Consider the following 15,624-nt stretch of genomic DNA (forward strand, 5'->3'; position numbering starts at 1 on the left):
ATAGGTTTCATCAATATGCCACGAGCTCAGATCTGTAGGATTACGCCAATACCAGCGTAAACGTTTTTCTATTTCAGGAGCATAACGTTGAACCCAACGGTAAATAGTCGTGTGATCAACATTCACACCCCGTTCGGCCAGCATTTCCTGCAGTTCACGATAGCTAATGCCATATTTACAATACCAGCGCACAGCCCAAAGAATGATTTCGCCCTGAAAATGCCGACCATGGAAAGGATTCATATGCTGCACCTTTAGCTAAAACAGTCTTCAGCTTACCATTCGTGGTTATTTGCAACAGTGCCCTTCAGCTTACCATTCGTGGTTATTTGCAACAGTGCCGTAATTCCACCCAGGAAGAATGCCAAGCCCTGGAAAGATTCTAAAATCAGTTCAATAGAACGAAATGAGTTACTTCAAACGGTTAAGCATTTAGGCAGAACCCTATGGAAAAAATGGTCGGGCTATCACCGTCGCAGTTTGGTGGAAACCAAGATGCATTGCATCAAATTATTAGGAGATAAGCTGACGGCAAGACATTTTCAAAGTCAGGTCAATGAAGTTCATGCGCGTGTGGCAGTTCTGAATAGATTTACGGAATTAGGTAGACCTCACACCCAAGTTGTCACTTAAATTTGAATGGATTGGGGAAAACTCAGCTTTTGAATGTTTATGCAACAAAGCCGGTTTTAGTTATAAACTTATTCATTCAGGAATTATATTGCTGAATGAATAAGTCTAATTGATTTATTTATGCAACCCAACTATTCATTTGATTCATTTGATTCATTTGATTCATTATTTTTAACTTGTTTTTGTTTAGAATTTTCAACTTTAGAAGCTTTTAAATTCTTTTCAAGAAATAACAAGCCGCCATCTGCATAACTAAAACTTGCGATACTAAAGAATGCACTAATTAACAGTAATTTAGTACAAAATTTATTTTTGAATAGCATGTTTATTTACTCTCATTTAATACTTGTTAGATATTCTAACTTTAAAGAATTAACACCCAGAGGACTCATAAATTACATTCTTGTAATTTTAAAATGTCTCAGGATGGTGTTTAAAGTGCGTGTGATAAATAGAAGTGTAATACAGGAAAATGGTAAGGTTTATCAGCCTAGTCATCTGTCCATTATGTAGAAAGAGCAGCACTTTAATGTTTATGCTGTTCCAATGTATTACATTCCTTACTTTCTATTTGTAACGTAATTTCAGTAATATTATGATTATGTTTTAGAACTTCTAAGGCCTTTTGATAGAGTTGATCTGTATTGCTATTCGGAGCAACCAAATGAGCAGTTAAATGAATATTTTTTGAGGATATAGCCCAGACTTTCAACTGATGAATCCCTTCAACGCCCTCTAGCTTCAATAAATCATTTCTTAACGACTCAATATCAATCTCATCAGGAACTCCTTCAAGCAGAATATTAATACTTTGTTTTAATAAAATCCAAGTTCGAGGTAAGACCCAGAAGCCAATTAACACAGCGATTACGGTATCAACCCACATCCACTGGGTAAAATAAATAACTATTCCTCCGATAATCACGCCTATCGATCCTAGAGCATCACTAAGAACTTCTAAATATGCACCTTTTATATTTAGACTTCCTTCAGCACTAGCAGAAAGGATTTTCATTGAAATCAAATTTACGACCAAACCAATGACCGCGACAATCATCATTTCAACACTTTGAATTTCAGCAGGGTTCGTAAAACGTTGATAAGCTTCATATACAATATATATTGCTACCACAAAAAGCATCACCGCATTAAACAGAGCCGCTAAAATTTCAAATCGCTGATAGCCAAAAGTTCTTTTATCATCTGCGGCTTTTTTACCAATTTTGATAGCGGCAAGAGCAATAGCTAAAGCGGCTACATCAGTAAACATATGAGCTGCATCAGATAACAAAGCCAAACTTTGGGTAATAAAAGCAGCGACAACTTCTACTATTAAAAAAGTAGTCGTTAAACCTAAGGCAACCATTAACTTCTTACTATTTTCTTCAGTAACAACCGCATGGCTATGATCATGATGTTCTGACATAAAATATTTTCCTTATTCTATTTATGATGAGCAGAGATATTGGATAACAGCCAATATCTCTGCTGTAAATCGACTAATCTATTGGATTAAGAAACTTTCTTTTCATTCATCCAGCGGTACAGTACGGGCAATAAAACCAATGTAAGCAGGGTAGAGGAGATAATTCCTCCAATAACCACTGTTGCTAAAGGTCTCTGTACTTCTGCCCCAGTTCCGGTTGCCAAAGCCATCGGGACAAACCCAAGGGACGCCACACAAGCGGTCATCAGCACAGGTCTAAGACGCAAAATTGCACCCTGCCACGTTGCATAATAAAGGTCATATTGTTGTCGCAACTCTTTGATAAAGGTGAGCATGACTAAGCCATTCAGTACAGCCACCCCCGATAGTGCAATGAAGCCAACCCCTGCTGACATGGATAATGGAATGTCACGCAACCACAACGCGATTAAGCCTCCACATAAGGCAAACGGTACACCACTAAAGACCAGTAAGCTTTCTTTGATATTATGGAATACAGCCATCAATAAAATAAAGATCGTCAACAATGCGAGCGGAACCACCAATTGCATACGCGCTTTTGCAGACATCAGATTTTGAAATTGACCGCCATAATCTATCCAATAACCGCTTGGTAATTCCTGTTTGGATAACGTGCTCTGAAGCTCTGTTACGAATGAGCCTAAATCACGTCCTTCTACATTTGCAGTAATAACCACTCGACGTTTACCATTTTCACGGCTGACCTGATTAATACCCAGGATATTTTCAACGCGTGCCACATCTTGCAGTTGGACTAAACCACCATTCGGCAATTGAATAGGAAGTACCGCTAACTGTTCAGGACTACGCTGGGATTCATCTAGACGGATGACAAAATCAAAACGCTTGTCTCCCTGTAAAATTGTTCCAACATTCTGGCCACCGACACTTGTAGCTACCAGATCCTGAATTGCTCTTACCGACAAGCCATATTGTGCAGCTCTGGACTTATCCACCTCTACATTCAACAAGGGTAAGCCACTGGTCTGTTCTACATTAACGGCTGTCGCGCCTGAAATTGAGTTAATTTTTTGAGAAATTTTATTCGCTTCGCGATTTAGAATCTCCATGTCATCACCAAATAATTTGACACCCACATCACTTCGCACCCCTGAAATTAACTCGTTAAAGCGCAGTTCAATGGGTTGCGAGAACTCACTGTTATTTCCCGGCAATGTCGCTAAGAAAGTAATCATTCTTTGGCGAAGCTCATCAATCGTTTGTTTTGGATCAGGCCATTCATCATGAGGTTTTAACAGTACCACGCCATCTGAAATGTTGGGTGGCATAACATCTGTGGCCACTTCTGCTGTACCGGTACGAGCAAAGATCGCTTTAATTTCAGGAAATTCTTTCAACAGTAACTTTTCAGTATTTTCCTGCATTCTCAGTGACTGTTCTAACCCTGTACTTGGGGAACGCATTTGCTGAACAGCAAAATCACCTTCACCCAGTTGAGGTGCAAACTCGCTACCTGTTTGAGTGGCTAGCACGCCCGTAAGCACTAAAATACAGGCAGCCACAATAGTCACAAATAAACGAAGCTCATAGGCTTTATCTAAAAGCAGTTCATATTTGGTTTTAAGCCAATGCATCCAGCGACTTTCGGTTTCCTTGACTTCTCCAGTGACAAATAGGGCAACTGCGGCTGGCACAAAAGTGACAGATAAAATCATGGCCCCAATTAAAGCCAGTACAACAGTCATTGCCATAGGATGGAAAAGTTTGGCTTCTACACCCGTCAGGGTAAAGATAGGTAGATAAACCACCAAAATAATTAACTGTCCAAAAATCAGAGGACGACGCGCCTGTTTTGCAGCCAAGAAGACTTCTTTAAATCTTTCAGAACGGCTAAGTAAACCACCTTTCAGCTTCTGAGCTTCTGCTAGCCGACGGATACAGTTTTCTACAATAACCACTGCACCATCAATAATAATACCGAAGTCCAGTGCCCCTAAACTCATCAGATTTGCACTAATCTTCTGCTCTGCCATTCCCGTCAAGGTAAACAGCATTGACAGTGGAATAACGCAAGCCGTGATCAGCGCAGCACGGAAATTACCTAGAAAGAGAAATAAAATAACAATGACGAGGATTGCACCCTCAATCAAATTTTTCTGAACGGTTTTGATCGCCCGATCAACCAAATGCGTACGGTCATACACAGTCTCAATCACCACACCTTTAGGTAGCGATTGCTGGATCGATTGCACCTTTTCATCAATGGCTTGAGCAACGGTACGGCTATTTTCTCCCATCATCATCATGGCAATACCCAATACAGTTTCTTCACCATTATAGGTTGCAGCCCCTGTTCTCAAGTCATGACCAATTGAGACATTGGCGACATCTGCCACCCGAATCGGATAGCCGTTTTTATTGGCAATACTGATGTTCTGGATATCTTCAATCGTGTTTAAAGTGCCGGGAACACGAACCGTTAGCTGTTGTCCATTTTTCTCAATATAGCCAGCACCACGGTTTTCATTATTCTCTGTTAAGGCAGTTTGTAAATCAGACAAAGGAATTTGCAATTGTTGCAATCGGTTCAGATCAGGGGCAACCACATAGGTTTTATTAAAGCCACCGATACTGTTGATCTCCGCAACGCCTTTTACGCGCTGTAATTGCGGTCTTACAATCCAATCCTGAATTTCACGTAAATCCATCGCCGAATAAGGGGTTCCATCCGGCTTTTTAGCATTTGGTTCGGCTTTAATCACCCATTGATAGATTTCACCTAAACCTGTCGAAATAGGCGACATGTTAGGTTGCACATCTTCAGGCATTTCTCCCATTGCTTCTTGCAAGCGCTGGTTGATAAGCTGTCTGGCCCAGTAAATATCCGTGCCATCTTCAAAAATGATGGTCACTTGCGATAAGCCGTAGCGTGAAATCGAACGGGTTTGTTCCATTTTCGGCATGCCTGACATGGCATTCTCGATTGGATATGTAATCCGCTGTTCCATTTCTAAAGCCGTAAAACCATTGGCTGAAGTGTTAATCTGCACCTGAGTATTGGTAATATCTGGTACAGCATCAATCGGTAACTTTTGATAACTATAAATACCAATAGCAATCCAAGCCGCAATAAACAGCATGACCCAGATTGCGTTATGGATAGAAAACTGGATCAGTCGATCAAACAGTCCTTCAGGTTTTACCGATTCGTGGTCTGGAATTTGAGGAGTTTCAGTGCTCATGTGAAGCCTCTCCTTTTTCCAGCTCGGATTTCAGTAAAAAACTGCCTTGAGCGGCATATTTTTGTCCCTGACTAAGCCCACTCACCACTTCAATCCATTGGCTCTCCCCAGATGATTGCCCTAATTTCACAGGTTGCGGACTGAATTCAACTTTTTGTCCATGCTGAGTGGCGACAAAAACCACATCTTTTCCATCGACATTCTGAACTGCGGACTTAAGTACCCGTAATGCGGTACTTTCACTCCGTTGTTGCAACTGTACGTTCACCATCAAGTTTGGACGTAATTCGGTTGCATTCGATTCAACTTTTGCTCGCACCTGAAGACGACCTGTTTGAATATCCGCTTCAGTATTTAAAGTCTGAATAACAGCTTGATAAACCTTTTCTGTTTGCAAGGATTTAAATTCGATCTTTTGATTCGGGGCTAAGCCCATAATTTCAGAATTTGGAACAATAAACTCAAGCCAGAGTTGATCTAACCGGTCTATCGTAAAGAGTTGATCGGCTAACTGAACATTTTCCCCGAGAACCAAATCCTTTTTACTGATCACGCCAGAAATGGGAGCTTTCAAAATATAGCGTCCGTTACTGGCATTCACTGCACCAAATGCACTTAAACGTGATTGGGCCGCTTGAACCTGAATTTGTGCCCGTTTATAGCTGTTATAAGCACGTTGATAGTCCTGTTTTGCTGAAATGCCCTGTGACCAAAGCTGACGCTCACGATCATAGTCTTGTTTCGCCAGTTCAAGGTTGGTTTGTTCAATTTTAAGATTGGCCTGCTGATCAACTAGATCAGGAACAAGCAACGCAGCCAAAGGCTGTCCTTTCTGAACTTTTTGACCGAGTTCTACATAGACATTTTCTACATGACCACTAAAACTCGGTGAGACGTGCGCTTGCTGGTCAGTATTCACATTCAGTTTGGCAGGATAAGAACTTAATTTAACCACCGGGCCTTGATCGACCGCTGATAATTGTATGCCCTGTTCCACCAGTTGCTTGGCAGTCAGGCTCACACCTTCTGCATGCTCTTCGGTTTCACCGCCATGTTCTTCTCCGCTTTCTTCCTCTGCATGTTCATCTGATGTTTCCGATTTATTCTTACCAGTTAAGATCAAAAAAATACTGAGGAGTACGGTAGCGCCGATAACCAAACTAATCAGTAGAGGTTGAGAGATTTTTCCGCTCTGTTTTTTTAAGCTGTTTTTAAGATCGAACATGTTAATTTCCCCCACCAATGACAGGCATGGCCTGTATGTCTTGCCATAAGTTTTGATTGATTTGTGCAATAGCATCTTTCGACATGACTTCACTTGGGCTAATGCCTAAGCTCAAACTTTCTGCTTCAATGGCCTTTTGCCAGCCATCCCGTAACAACTGGACTTTACGCAGACGGATGTCTTGTAATTGAAGCGTGGCTTGCTGAACATCGGTTAAAGCAAACTTGCCTGCCAAGAAACCTTGTAGCGTCTTACTTTGAACTTGAGTCGCCAAAGGAATTTGAGTCTCGTCAACGACTTTGAATTGCAGCTCTAAACCCTGCAACTCGGTTAAAATTGTGCCTATTTGCAGCGCATTTTGCTTCAGATAAAACTCTTTCTGACGCTCTAATAAGTTCATTTTTTCTTGCGCGATTTTTATGCCATTTTGCTGACGATCGAAAATATTAAGCGGTACACTGACTCCGACTACTAATTGATTTTGTGTGGAGTTTTCCAAGGATTGGGTGCGGTTGACACCTAGGTTTAAAGTGGGGTTAGGACGTGCCTTTGCCCTTAGTTGATCAACCGTTGCTTGAGACTCTAATACCAGTAAAGCTCGATATTTCTCAACGTAGTTTTCCGCTAAATATTCTTGAACCTGTTCATGAGTCGATTTTGGCCAGAGCTTTTGTGAAGAGAGGTTTACCTGCAATGACTTATCAGACGTACCCCATAAATTTGATAATTGTTGGGTGGCCACTTGTACCTGTAAGTCTGCCTGTCTAAAAAGACGGATATTTTCAGCATGGCTTAAACGTGCGCGATTTACATCTACTTGGGCAATACTGCCTGCATTAAAGCGCTTTTCGATTGCTTGAAGGTTTTCTTGGCTCACCCGAAGTTGTTCATTGACAATGTTTTTTTCAAGTTCAGCAATGGCCAGTTGTGACCATACATATTTCACTGCAAGCTCAATTTGTGCTTGATAAATCTTCTGTTTCAGCGCTGTTTTATCTGTAGAGAGACTGGCTAATTTTTGGTTTGCTCTTCGCTCACCAAAAATATCCAAGGGTTGTGATATGCCAATGGTAAGCTCTTTTTCATTATTTGAACCAAATCCCGTTTGTTCAACTGACAGTTCAGGATTTTTAAACAGCTTACTTTGCTGAAGATTCGTGGCATTAATGCTGTTTTGCGTTTCCCAGAAATTTTGGGACGCTTGATATTGGTTAACCTGCTCAATAGCTTGCTGCAGCGTTAAATCTTGAGTACTGGCGACTACGGAAGTACTGAAGCTGATCATTGCAGATAGCAAGATACCGCTACCTAAGGCTGACCAGGATAAATTCAGGATGGAGGTATCCTGATGTAATTTGTTTTTTGACATGAAAATGCCCCACGCATAATGAAATTAGGAGTGGTGGGCTTTTATAAGACTACCCCACCAATAGTAGGGGCAAATCGGGAGGCGGGGTTAATTGATCCAGATAAGGGGGTTTATAAAAAGTTATTCCCAAATAAGTTGGGGTAATGCCGGTCTCAAAATTAGCTTTAAGCTTCAGATCATCGGGTGGGTCAATCTGAATCACGATTGTATTTGAGAAATGACTGCACTTTTCGTTAAAACAAACCTTCTGACAATAGTCATAGATTTCTTTATAGTTTTCTAGGGAATAAAGTGCTTGACGAGGACTATCACTCTTTTCGTCTAAATCGATTGGATTAGAGAGTATTGAATTGGGTATGTTTGGCATTTCATGCAGACACGCAGCCTCTGCCACACTCCAAATATTCTGGAATGTGAATAAGAGTACCAATATCTGGATTAGAAATGTTTTTCTCTTCATACACAAATCTGTATTTAAAACACCAATAAGAAGCTGTCCAGATCTATCAAAGATCTGATCACAGAATTTGAGTAACCTTAAACTTTTTGCAGCCTTAAGTAAAGATATACAGAATTTTTGAAAAAAGCATAGGTCTAGATAATCAAGCTAGATTTTTTAGAACTCCACATTGGTCAATTGTACATAAACCATCACAAGTACCTCTTAAATCAGATAATTGTTCAATAAGCTTTTGTTGCTTGATTATATTTTCTCTGATAGCACTGACATGTAAGTCAATTAATTCATTCACATCTGAACAATTTTTCTCAGGTTTGTCTTTATAGGTGAGTAATTGACGAATTTCATTCAAACTCATATTTAAAGTTCGGCAATTCAAAATAAACTTAATTCGCTCAACATAGCCTATATCGTAAAGGCGGTAATTTCCTTCCGTTCTTTCGGGTTCCGGAATTAAACCTTCCTTTTCATAAAACCTAATTGTTAATACTGAACATGAGGTTTTTTTAGAGAGTTCACCAATTTTTAAATGCATTGAGTTGGTATTTCCAAAAAATCTTGACTCTATAGTAACTATAGGGATTCTAATATTCAAAGTTTATAAATTTTTTTAATGGGTATAATTATGAGTGGTTGTGGATGTAGTAAAGAAACACCATGCGAAGATAAGAAATCTCAACAAGAAAATCATCCATCAATTGCAGAAGCAAACAATTCAAAGAATTGTGATAATACGCTTAGCTGTTGTGGTGAAGAGGAAGAAAAAAAATCTTCATCTCCTTGCTGTAACACTTCAAACAGTTGTGAAGATACCGCTCAATCCTGTTGTGGTTCTGATCCCAAAGAAAATTTAAGCACTGAAGACGTTTTAAAAAATTCGCACTACATGAGTGAATACTTAGTTCCCAAAATGGATTGTTCTGCGGAAGAACAGATGGTTCGTATGGCGCTATCTTCAATTGATGGTGTTCAAAAACTCATCTTTGATTTACCTAACCGGTCTTTAAAGGTTCTACATAATCAAAAAGATGAAAATATAACTACCAAACTTGAAGCTTTGGGTTTTGGTGCAAAGCTTGTGAAGACTGAAACTTATATAAGCAATCAACAGGCTAAGCAAACAAGTACCTATACCATTCCTAAAATGGATTGCTCTGCTGAAGAGCAAATGGTCCGTATGGCTCTTGCAGATATTGAAGCAGTTAAAGGTCTTACTTTTGATCTTCCCAATCGAAAACTGAAAGTCTTCCATAATGAAGGGAGTCAGCAAATTACGGCCAAACTTGAAGGACTGGGTTTTGGGGCGAAACTTGATGAAACACAGCTTTCTTCAGGCGATATACCTAATGAACCTGATCCTGTGAGACAAGCTAAAGTACTTAAACTGTTATTAGGCATTAATGCTCTACTTTTCTTTATAGAATTCATCAGCGGAATTATTGCTGCGTCTACAGGATTGATTGCTGATTCTCTAGATATGTTTGCCGATGCAGCCGTTTATGGTATTGCGCTATATGCCGTCGGAAAAGCTGCGAAATATCAAGTGAAAGCAGCCCATTTCGCAGGTTGGATTCAGTTATTACTTGCTGTCATCGTGATTATTGATGTCATTAGACGATTCATGTTTGGAAGCGAGCCAGAATCAACGCTCATGATTGTTATTGGCCTGCTCGCACTTATAGCTAACGTGACATGCTTATATCTTATTTCTGGTCATCGAGAAGATGGCGCACATATGAAAGCCAGTTGGATTTTCTCGGCGAATGACGTTGTCGTAAATATGGGCGTTATATTTGCCGGTGTACTTGTGGCGTGGACGGGATCAGCTTACCCAGACTTAATCATTGGCATCCTGGTTTCTTTATTCGTGCTTAATGGTGCTCGAAAGATTTTGGCTTTGAAGTAAGAGTATCGAAAATGAATCTATTTCAAGTTAAACAAAATCAGATCGTCAAAATTAGAGATCTCAAAAAAGGTAATCAATACAGTCATACCACTGATCCCGTATTGGAACGGCTCCAACTATTAGGTTTTAGAGAGGGTGAAACTCTACAAGTACTCGCTAAAGGTATTTTTGGCGGAGATCCTGTTTTAGTTCAAATTGAAACTTCAAGATTCGCATTAAGAAAGAATGAAGCTGAAAGAATTTTTGTAGAGTTAGTATCCAATGAAGATTAAGAACATTGCATTAGTCGGTAATCCAAATTGTGGAAAAACCTCTTTATTTAATACGCTTACTGGTACGCGACAAAAAGTTGCCAACTATGCTGGAGTTACCGTAGAAAGAAAAGAAGGTTCTTTTAAATTACCTTCTGGTGATGCAGTACGAGTATTGGACTTACCCGGAACTTACAGTTTAAAACCTAGTAGTTTAGATGAAGAAGTCACCAGGGCAGTTTGTTTGGGCGAGCTAAAAGGTGAAGTTCTACCCGATATTTTTATATGCGTTGTAGATGCCACAAATTTAAGCTTACATTTGAGCTTGGTTCTCGAAGTTCGTGCTCTAAATCGCCCTATGATTCTTGTATTAAATATGATGGATGAGGTCAAAAAGCGTGGTATTTCCATTGATAAGGATAAACTGTCTCAACTGTTAGGTATCCCTGTAGTTGAAGCTGTCGCAGTTAAAACAAAAGGAATTCAAGATTTAATTAATCAATTAGATCAAAAAAATCTTTTTATTACTCCTTATCATTCTGAATTAAGTCATTTTGAACAGGTCAAACAAATCACCAAACAAGTTATTTTAAATAATGACAGTGGTGATAAAAGAACCGCATTTCTAGATAAAATTTTTCTACATCCTGTATTGGGTTTAGTAATCTTAACTTTAACCATGTTTGTGATGTTCCAGGCGGTATTTATATGGGCAACGCCTTTTATTGAATTCATTGAAAATTTTGTCGCATGGCTCAGTGATTTTATTGGACCACTAATCCAACATCCTCTATTAAAAAGCTTGGTTGTGGATGGGGTAATTGCTGGTGCAGGTAGCGTGCTTGCATATATGCCTCAGATTTTGATTTTATTCTTCTTCATTTTAATGCTTGAAGAGTCAGGCTATTTACCCCGGGCAGCATTTCTTTTAGATAAATTAATGTCTAAAGCCGGGCTTAGCGGCCGTTCATTTATTCCTCTGCTATCCAGTTTTGCTTGTGCCATTCCCGGAATTATGGCAACCAGAAGTATCAGCTCTGAACGGGACCGATTAGCAACAATTATGATTGCACCCTTGATGACCTGTTCAGCAAGATTGCCAGTATATGCTTTATTGATCGCGGCATTTATTCCGAACCAATTAATCTACGGCTGGTTAAGTCTGCAAGGATTAGTCCTTTTTGGTCTTTATATGTCGGGAATAGTCTCAGCGTTATTAGTTTCAGTGTTTCTGAAATTGGTTCGAAAAGATAAAACTGAAAGTATTTTTATTTTTGAACTTCCCACATACCGAATTCCAGATATTAGAAATATTGCATTAGGCTTATATGATAGGGCAACTATTTTCTTAAAACGAGTTGGTGGCATTATCGTCGCACTGTCTATCTTGTTATGGGTGCTAGTCACGTTCCCTCAACCACCAGATAATGCAAGCATGCCGGCCATTAACTATAGTTTAGCTGGTCAGTTAGGACATTTAATTCATCCTATATTTGCGCCTATTGGGTTTACATGGGAAATATGTATTGCACTCATTCCTGCTATGGCAGCAAGGGAAGTTGTAATTGCTGCTCTTGGGGTGATTTATGCGATGTCAGGTGATGAAGATACAGTAACTCAAAGTCTGTTAAGTCAAATTTCAGGCCCGGATGGATGGGGGTTAGCCACAGGTTTATCATTATTGGTATGGTTTATTTTTGCTCCCCATTGTCTTGCTACGTTAGCAACAATTAGACGAGAAACTGGCAGCTGGAAACAGCCCATCATTATGGCAACTTATTTGTTTGCATTAGCCTACATCTTTTCATTCATCACATATCAAGTTGCGAGTAAGTTTTAATTAGCAAATGAATAAAAGAGGGGGGGAGCTAGCTCCCCCCCCCTTTATTAAATTACTCGATGTAAGCGTGGGCTTCTGAATACTTTTATCTAACTATAACAACTACTTAAATGTTTAAATCTCTAGGTTTTGAATAGTCGAGGTATCAGACGAATATAGATTGGTAAAAAGCATAGTTCAACGATAGTCTGAGTCAAGATTACAGCAGGAATTATGGGCATACTTCCCGGAATTGCAAAAGCTAATGGAAGAATAACAAATGAATTTCTATATGATGCTGAAAAGGACACAGCACTAGCAGAGCCAGATTCTAATCGAAAAATACGAGCAATTATCCAACCCACGAATGGAGCAATAATGGCAAAAGAAATATAAATTGGTAAAGCTTGAAGAGCTGCACTTTTTGCAAGCCCAATTTGAGGCATAACTGATGCTAGGACGATAAACAAAACTAGGGCTGTGGCAGGTACAGGAAATAAGTTTAGGCTTTCAGCCACTTTTTCTGCTTGTTCATTTCTATTCCCAATGAACTGAACTATAGCTGCCATTGCTAAGGGGGCACTGTTGCAAATAGAGATTTGAGTCGATGAAGTTCCTTTTTAAAAGTGCTTAGAGACCGAAAACCCTGTTGATTAGACACACTTCACCTTGAGGCTGACCATAATAAAATGACGATGCTTGTCCTTTACGTAGTGCACGCATGACTTCAATACCTTTGATTGTGGCATAAGCCGTCTTCATAGATTTGAATCCTAATGTGGCCCTGATGATCCGCTTTAACTTACCATGATCACATTCAATGACATTATTTTTATACTTAATCTGCCTGTGCTCAATATCTACTGGACATTTTCCTTCTCGCTTTAACCGTGATAAAGCATGGCCATAGGTCGCTGCTTTATCTGTATTGATGACCCGTGGAATTTTCCATTTTTTCACCGTATTGAAGATTTTTCCTAAAAAACAATAGGCTGATTTACTGTTCCGTCTAGCGGAAAGGTAAAAGTCAATCGTATGACCACGTTGATCAACTGCACGATACAGGTAAGTCCATCGCCCCTTCACTTTGATATAAGTCTCATCCATATGCCATGAATGTAAATCTGTAGGATTACGCCAATACCAGCGTAAGCGTTTTTCCATTTCTGGAGCATAACGCTGAACCCAACGATAAATTGTGGTGTGGTCAACATTCACACCCCGTTCAGTGAGCATTTCTTGAAGTTCACGATAGCTGATGCCATATTTACAATACCAACGAACAGCCCAAAGAATGATTTCACCTTGAAAGTGCCGACCATGGAAGGGATTCATCTGCTGTATCTCGAAATAAATAAGATATTTAGCTTATCATGTCAGCCTATTTGCAACAGTGCCTGAATACATGAGCAGCTAAATCACTCAAAGCCAGCATCTAAAACCATTTAACAAAATCTATGACTATTTTACTTTCCCTTACCTAATCGTCCTAGTGTATATCTTTTTTTTTGATTAGCTTATTCCTAAATCAAGTGACTTTAGGTAAGTATGATGAACGATATCCAATTTTCAGATTGCGCAAAGGCATGTATGAGCTGTTACCTTACCTGTGCCAGTTGTGCAAATGCCTGTCTAAAAGAAGAAAATCTGGAGATGATGCGAGAATGTATTCAGCGTTGTCTAGATTGTGCAGATATTTGTCAGCTCTGTGCTCGTATGCAGCAAAATGAATCTCCTTTTATGAAAGAAATTTGTGAGCTTTGTGCCAAGGCTTGTGAATACTGTGCAGATGAATGTAGCCAACATGAGCATCAACACTGCCAGCAATGTGCTGATGCTTGCCGTGAATGTGCCGTCGAATGTCGAAAAATGGTTGTCTGATAAATAAAAGAATTAGTTGAGTTTAGGATTTACTCAATGAATAGCCAACGTGTTAGTTGTTAGTGGGTCAAACCACTACAACGGCACTGTTGCAAATAGGGATCTGAGTCGATGATTTTCCCTTCAAAAAAGCTTAGAGACCGAAAACTCTATTTACTAGCCAAACTTCTCCTAGAATATTACCGTTATAAAATAATGAAGCTTGTCCTTTGCGTAGAGCACGCATAACCTCAATTCCTTTAATTGTGGCATAAGCCGTTTTCATAGACTTGAATCCCAACGTAGCCTTGATGATCCGTTTGAGCTTGCCATGATCACATTCAATCACGTTATTCTTGTATTTAATCTGTCGATGGTCCAGGTCTTCAGGACACTTTCCTTCCTGTTTTAGTCGCGACAAAGCACGGCCATAGGTATGAGCCTTATCAGTGTTTATGACTCGTGGAATCTGCCATTTTTTGACATGATTCAAAATTTTACCAAGAAAACAATAAGCTGAATGGGTATTTCGTCTAGCAGAAAGATAGAAATCAAGAGTATGGCCACGTTGGTCAACTGCACGGTATAGATATGCCCATTTGCCATTCACTTTTACGTAAGTTTCATCCAGATGCCATAAATGTCGATCTGTAGGATTACGCCAATACCAACGTAAACGTTTTTCCATTTCTGGAGCATAACGCTGAACCCAGCGATAAATTGTGGTGTGATCAACATTCACTCCACGTTCAGCGAGCATTTCCTGAAGTTCACGATAGCTGATGCCATATTTACAATACCAACGAACAGCCCAAAGAATGATTTCACCTTGAAAGTGCCGACCGTGGAAGGGATTCATCTGCTGTATCTCGAAATAAATAAGATATTTAGCTTATCATGTCAGCCTATTTGCAACAGTGCCGTTTCTGGTTCAAAGCCTTCACCTTTTCCTTATTTATCTCTGACTTCTTTAATGTAAAAACCCAATCATGAAGACTGGGTTTTTACAATATTCATTGTACCTTTAACAGCACTTCATCGGTACAGCATAAAAGTGTTACTGACCTGGCAATGAGGCGCAGTATTTAATACCATCCAGCATTTATAAACTGCGCTGATTTACACGCTTGGACAACTCTTCAGCCGATTCCTTGCGTTCAGAATAACGATCAGTCAGGTATTTGCTTTGACCACGAGTCAGTAGAGTGAACTTAAATAACTCTTCCATGACATCCACAATCCGGTCATAGAAAGCTGAAGGCTTCATTCGTCCATCTTCTTCAAATTCCAAGAAAGCTTTCGGAATTGAAGACTGATTTGGAATGGTGATCATCCGCATCCACCGCCCCAAAATACGCATCTGGTTCAGGCTGTTAAATGACTGTGATCCACCACTGACTTGCATCAAGGCAAGGGTTTTACCTTGGGTA

The 15,624-nt window shown here is 39.7% G+C and carries 14 protein-coding genes and 3 pseudogenes; 5 read left to right on the top strand and 12 right to left on the bottom strand.

Going from position 1 to position 15,624, the window contains the following annotated elements; genetic code table 11:
• Positions 1 to 243 (bottom strand): annotated as a pseudogene (locus AVJ20_RS16800) (IS6 family transposase); the annotation flags it as partial.
• 96 nt (positions 244 to 339) lie between these two features.
• On the opposite strand from AVJ20_RS16800, the pseudogene AVJ20_RS16805 reads away from it, so the two are divergent.
• A pseudogene (locus tag AVJ20_RS16805) lies at positions 340 to 633 on the top strand (IS5/IS1182 family transposase); the annotation flags it as partial.
• 131 nt (positions 634 to 764) lie between these two features.
• On the opposite strand, the gene AVJ20_RS16810 reads toward AVJ20_RS16805, so the two are convergent.
• From AVJ20_RS16810 to cadR, 7 genes are all read right to left on the bottom strand, one after another.
• Positions 765 to 956 (bottom strand): hypothetical protein, encoded by a 192-nt coding sequence (locus tag AVJ20_RS16810; RefSeq protein WP_004812236.1) that lies wholly within the window; start codon positions 954 to 956, stop codon positions 765 to 767.
• Positions 957 to 1,159: 203 nt separating this feature from the next.
• A complete protein-coding gene (locus AVJ20_RS16815) occupies positions 1,160 to 2,059 on the bottom strand; it encodes a cation diffusion facilitator family transporter (RefSeq protein WP_004733183.1) in 900 nt (299 codons plus the stop codon).
• Positions 2,060 to 2,145: 86 nt separating this feature from the next.
• A complete protein-coding gene (locus AVJ20_RS16820) occupies positions 2,146 to 5,304 on the bottom strand; it encodes an efflux RND transporter permease subunit (RefSeq protein WP_004733184.1) in 3,159 nt (1,052 codons plus the stop codon).
• A complete protein-coding gene (locus tag AVJ20_RS16825; protein WP_004281853.1) occupies positions 5,294 to 6,529 on the bottom strand; it encodes an efflux RND transporter periplasmic adaptor subunit in 1,236 nt (411 codons plus the stop codon). The genes AVJ20_RS16820 and AVJ20_RS16825 overlap by 11 nt, the downstream gene beginning before the upstream one ends.
• 1 nt (position 6,530) lies before the next feature.
• Positions 6,531 to 7,898 (bottom strand): TolC family protein, encoded by a 1,368-nt coding sequence (locus AVJ20_RS16830; RefSeq protein ID WP_004281854.1) that lies wholly within the window; start codon positions 7,896 to 7,898, stop codon positions 6,531 to 6,533.
• 49 nt (positions 7,899 to 7,947) lie between these two features.
• The gene (locus AVJ20_RS16835; RefSeq protein ID WP_004733191.1) at positions 7,948 to 8,358 is read right to left on the bottom strand and encodes a hypothetical protein; all 411 of its coding nucleotides are present in this window, start codon (positions 8,356 to 8,358) and stop codon (positions 7,948 to 7,950) included.
• Between the two features lie 142 nt (positions 8,359 to 8,500).
• Positions 8,501 to 8,893: a Cd(II)/Pb(II)-responsive transcriptional regulator gene (gene cadR / locus AVJ20_RS16840; RefSeq protein WP_004733193.1), complete on the bottom strand. Its 393-nt coding sequence runs from the start codon at positions 8,891 to 8,893 to the stop codon at positions 8,501 to 8,503.
• Positions 8,894 to 8,983: 90 nt separating this feature from the next.
• Here cadR and AVJ20_RS16845 point away from each other — a divergent pair, with 90 nt between their 5' ends.
• From AVJ20_RS16845 to feoB, 3 genes are read left to right on the top strand one after another with little or no spacing between them, the layout of a single operon-like run.
• On the top strand, positions 8,984 to 10,264 hold the full coding sequence (locus AVJ20_RS16845) for a cation diffusion facilitator family transporter (RefSeq protein ID WP_058869461.1): 1,281 nt from the start codon (positions 8,984 to 8,986) through the stop codon (positions 10,262 to 10,264).
• A gap of 11 nt (positions 10,265 to 10,275) precedes the next feature.
• Complete coding sequence (locus tag AVJ20_RS16850; protein ID WP_005220165.1) at positions 10,276 to 10,536, top strand: FeoA family protein; 261 nt, start codon at positions 10,276 to 10,278, stop codon at positions 10,534 to 10,536.
• The gene (gene feoB, locus AVJ20_RS16855; protein WP_111886027.1) at positions 10,526 to 12,355 is read left to right on the top strand and encodes a ferrous iron transporter B; all 1,830 of its coding nucleotides are present in this window, start codon (positions 10,526 to 10,528) and stop codon (positions 12,353 to 12,355) included. The genes AVJ20_RS16850 and feoB overlap by 11 nt, the downstream gene beginning before the upstream one ends.
• Positions 12,356 to 12,477: 122 nt before the next feature.
• On the opposite strand, the gene AVJ20_RS16860 is transcribed toward feoB, so the two are convergent.
• Positions 12,478 to 12,903, bottom strand: coding sequence for a hypothetical protein (locus AVJ20_RS16860; RefSeq protein WP_004897257.1), 426 nt, complete (start codon positions 12,901 to 12,903; stop codon positions 12,478 to 12,480).
• Positions 12,904 to 12,964: 61 nt separating this feature from the next.
• Positions 12,965 to 13,669: an IS6-like element IS1008 family transposase gene (locus tag AVJ20_RS16870; protein ID WP_005021564.1), complete on the bottom strand. Its 705-nt coding sequence runs from the start codon at positions 13,667 to 13,669 to the stop codon at positions 12,965 to 12,967.
• A 216-nt stretch (positions 13,670 to 13,885) separates the two neighbouring features.
• On the opposite strand from AVJ20_RS16870, the gene AVJ20_RS16875 reads away from it, so the two are divergent.
• Positions 13,886 to 14,215, top strand: coding sequence for a four-helix bundle copper-binding protein (locus AVJ20_RS16875; RefSeq protein WP_026055492.1), 330 nt, complete (start codon positions 13,886 to 13,888; stop codon positions 14,213 to 14,215).
• 133 nt (positions 14,216 to 14,348) lie between these two features.
• Here AVJ20_RS16875 and AVJ20_RS16880 read toward each other — a convergent pair whose 3' ends face one another.
• Entirely contained in the window at positions 14,349 to 15,053 is a 705-nt protein-coding gene (locus AVJ20_RS16880; RefSeq protein WP_001067793.1) for an IS6-like element IS1007 family transposase, read from the bottom strand.
• A gap of 243 nt (positions 15,054 to 15,296) precedes the next feature.
• A pseudogene (locus AVJ20_RS16885) lies at positions 15,297 to 15,624 on the bottom strand (arsenical resistance protein ArsH); the annotation flags it as partial.

It is taken from the genome of Acinetobacter sp. CFCC 11171, from assembly GCF_003268405.1.
GTDB lineage: Bacteria > Pseudomonadota > Gammaproteobacteria > Pseudomonadales > Moraxellaceae > Acinetobacter > Acinetobacter amyesii.

Excerpts from the sequence above, each read along its gene's own strand:
- AVJ20_RS16845 (WP_058869461.1), top strand. The coding sequence starts at position 8,984 with ATGAGTGGTTGTGGATGTAGTAAAGAAACACCATGCGAAGATAAGAAA.
- AVJ20_RS16875 (WP_026055492.1), top strand. The coding sequence starts at position 13,886 with ATGAACGATATCCAATTTTCAGATTGCGCAAAGGCATGTATGAGCTGT.
- feoB (WP_111886027.1), top strand. The coding sequence starts at position 10,526 with ATGAAGATTAAGAACATTGCATTAGTCGGTAATCCAAATTGTGGAAAA.
- AVJ20_RS16810 (WP_004812236.1), bottom strand. The coding sequence starts at position 956 with ATGCTATTCAAAAATAAATTTTGTACTAAATTACTGTTAATTAGTGCA.
- AVJ20_RS16860 (WP_004897257.1), bottom strand. The coding sequence starts at position 12,903 with ATGGCAGCTATAGTTCAGTTCATTGGGAATAGAAATGAACAAGCAGAA.
- AVJ20_RS16835 (WP_004733191.1), bottom strand. The coding sequence starts at position 8,358 with ATGAAGAGAAAAACATTTCTAATCCAGATATTGGTACTCTTATTCACA.
- AVJ20_RS16870 (WP_005021564.1), bottom strand. The coding sequence starts at position 13,669 with ATGAATCCCTTCCATGGTCGGCACTTTCAAGGTGAAATCATTCTTTGG.
- AVJ20_RS16830 (WP_004281854.1), bottom strand. The coding sequence starts at position 7,898 with ATGTCAAAAAACAAATTACATCAGGATACCTCCATCCTGAATTTATCC.
- AVJ20_RS16880 (WP_001067793.1), bottom strand. The coding sequence starts at position 15,053 with ATGAATCCCTTCCACGGTCGGCACTTTCAAGGTGAAATCATTCTTTGG.
- AVJ20_RS16820 (WP_004733184.1), bottom strand. The coding sequence starts at position 5,304 with ATGAGCACTGAAACTCCTCAAATTCCAGACCACGAATCGGTAAAACCT.
- cadR (WP_004733193.1), bottom strand. The coding sequence starts at position 8,893 with ATGCATTTAAAAATTGGTGAACTCTCTAAAAAAACCTCATGTTCAGTA.
- AVJ20_RS16815 (WP_004733183.1), bottom strand. The coding sequence starts at position 2,059 with ATGTCAGAACATCATGATCATAGCCATGCGGTTGTTACTGAAGAAAAT.
- AVJ20_RS16850 (WP_005220165.1), top strand. The coding sequence starts at position 10,276 with ATGAATCTATTTCAAGTTAAACAAAATCAGATCGTCAAAATTAGAGAT.
- AVJ20_RS16825 (WP_004281853.1), bottom strand. The coding sequence starts at position 6,529 with ATGTTCGATCTTAAAAACAGCTTAAAAAAACAGAGCGGAAAAATCTCT.